Origin of the sequence: Photobacterium sp. OFAV2-7 (genome assembly GCF_022347985.1) — a bacterium.
In the GTDB taxonomy this organism is placed as follows: Bacteria; Pseudomonadota; Gammaproteobacteria; order Enterobacterales; family Vibrionaceae; genus Photobacterium.
In genome coordinates, this window is sequence record NZ_JAKRFQ010000757.1 from 1 (window position 1) to 2616 (window position 2616).

The 2616-nt window shown below is 48.2% G+C and carries 2 protein-coding genes and 1 tRNA gene; all 3 read left to right on the forward strand.

What is annotated here, in order from left to right; translation table 11 throughout:
- Positions 1-207 (forward strand): CDP-alcohol phosphatidyltransferase family protein (locus MHN01_RS24110; RefSeq protein ID WP_370646559.1); only part of this gene is annotated, 207 nt, incomplete at its 5' end.
- A 235-nt stretch (positions 208-442) separates the two neighbouring features.
- Positions 443-516, forward strand: a tRNA-Cys gene (locus MHN01_RS24115).
- 349 nt (positions 517-865) lie between these two features.
- The coding region (locus MHN01_RS24120) for an FAD-binding and (Fe-S)-binding domain-containing protein (RefSeq protein ID WP_239413915.1) at positions 866-2616 on the forward strand (1751 nt) is incomplete at its 3' end.

A 2616-nucleotide genomic window follows, 5' to 3' on the forward strand; every position in this document is an offset into this window, starting at 1 on the left:
CGTTCCAGTGTGGCGGTATCTTGGGTTGGTAAGGTAAAAACGGGATCGCAAATGTTTGCGTTGCTTGTCCTGCTTTGGCATCCAACCGAGTGGTTAGTATGGGTTGGTTACATTGCGCTGTACGTGGCAATGGTGCTGACATATTGGTCAATGTACATTTACCTGAAGGCTGCAAAGGATGATTTGCTTAATTCAGAGGATGCCTGAGTAAAAGTGAAAGAATTGTAGAAAAGCGGCTTTAGGCCGCTTTTTTGTTGCCTATGAGGCAGTTGTAACAACATACAACCTAATGTTAGAAGACGTTTTGTCGGAATTGGTGGAAATTGCAGCGAACGGTTTCAAATTTTCATTTTTTTCGTGACAGGCCCTGTAGGTTCTGTAGAATGACGCCCATACCGAACAGGGCATGTCTCTGACGGTATGAACAAGAAGTAATAACGAAGGCGCGTTGGCAGAGTGGCTATGCAGCGGATTGCAAATCCGTGGACCTCGGTTCGACTCCGGGACGCGCCTCCATCTCATCTTGATGGGATGGTATTAGACCAGCCTAGAGCTGGTTTTTTTATGCCTGGAATCTGGCTCTATTTCTGCACCTAGCACCTAGCTCTTTACTCAATACCCTACATTTAAGCTTCCTTTTAGCCCTGTTTGAGTCTGTTACTGAATCGACTGGACGCAATGTGTCAGTATGTTCAATCAATTGATCGACATTTTGCAACGAACTTGTGAATTAAAGGTTATTTATTTACTAAATCACCCTCGATAAACTATGGCTATTACAATAAATGCGTGAATCGCACCGCGAAGCACAAGCCCGACCGATAACAATAGATGCATTATGCATATGGAAGTACACGGAGCCACGATGCAGCAGCCCTACAATACATTGATTGAGCAATTACAACATCAGATTGATGATAAGCGGATTATCACCGATCCCACCTTAACGTTGGCATACGGTACTGATGCTAGTTTCTATCGCTTGGTTCCCAAGCTAATACTTCAGCTTGATACCCTGGATGAAGTCGTTTACGCGATAACGGCGTGTTATAACCTGAATATTCCAGTGACTTTCCGGGCTGCAGGAACAAGCTTGTCGGGGCAGGCGTTATCTGATTCAGTGCTTATCACACTCACGAATAGCTGGCGTAATCACAAAATTCTCAACGACGGCGAGCAAATCTGGTTACAGCCGGGAGTCATCGGCGCAGAGGCTAATAAGTTCCTGACACCGTATGGCCGTAAGATTGGTCCGGATCCGGCGTCTATCAACACCTGTAAAATCGGGGGCATTGCTGCGAACAACGCTTCTGGCATGTGTTGCGGTACGGCGCAAAACAGTTATAAGACATTGGCCGGAATGACCATTATCCTGGCTGATGGCACCATTCTTAATACCTTGGATGCCGATAGTGTTGCCCAGTTCAAGCAAAGCCATCAGGAACTGCTGGCAGACCTGTCGGCTCTGGCGCAGCATTGTCATGATACCCCTGATCTTGCGGATAAAATCAGGCATAAGTATCGCCTGAAAAATACCACCGGCTACAGCCTTAACTCATTAGTGGACTATGATGATCCGATCGAGATCCTTCAGCACCTGATGATAGGCTCGGAAGGGACACTGGGTTTTATCGCCGATATTACCTATAACACAGTTGTTGACCATGCTTTTAAAGCCTCGGGACTGTTTGTCTTTGCCGATATCGAAAAGACCTGTCTGGCCGTCAGTGAGCTCAGTAAGACCAATGTTGCCGCCGTCGAGTTGATGGATAGTCGTTCACTGGCTTCTGTTGCTGATGAGCCGGGAATGCCTGACTTTATTGCTCAATTGGGTGCTAACGGAAATGCCGAGGCGGCAGCACTGTTAATCGAAATTCATGCTGAAGATGAAGAGGCGCTTTCTGAGCAGGGGAAGGCGTTAACGTCACTTATCAACGCATTCTCACCGATTGAGCAGGTTGCCTTTAGCCGTGATGCGAAAGTGTGTGCTCAGCTTTGGGGTATTCGCAAAGGGCTGTTTCCCGCTGTAGGCGCAGTGCGTGAAACGGGTACCACCGTTATCATTGAAGATGTTGCTTTCCCTATTGAACAGCTGGCTCCGGCTGTGCGTGAGTTACAGGAACTCTTCACCCAATATCACTATCACGAAGCGATTATTTTCGGTCATGCGCTTGCCGGTAACCTGCACTTTGTCTTCACTCAGGCATTTGATACTGAAGAAGAGGTAGAGCGGTATAGTGCATTTATGGATGCGGTCGCTCAGCTAGTTGCGGTTGACTACCAAGGCTCGCTAAAAGCTGAACATGGAACCGGGCGCAACATGGCACCGTTTGTCGAGCTAGAGTGGGGCGAGGAAGGCTATGCCCTGATGCAGCAAATCAAGCGTATCTTTGACAGTACCGGAATCCTTAATCCGGGGGTTATCCTCAATGATGACCATCAGGCCCATGTTAAAGATCTCAAGGAGATGCCGGCTGCCGATACCCTGATAGATAAGTGTATTGAGTGCGGGTTCTGTGAACCAGTCTGCCCGTCGCGCAACCTGTCGCTAACGCCGCGGCAGCGTAATACCGTATTTCGTGAGATCAGCCGCTTGCGTCGTACCGATGAAGATCC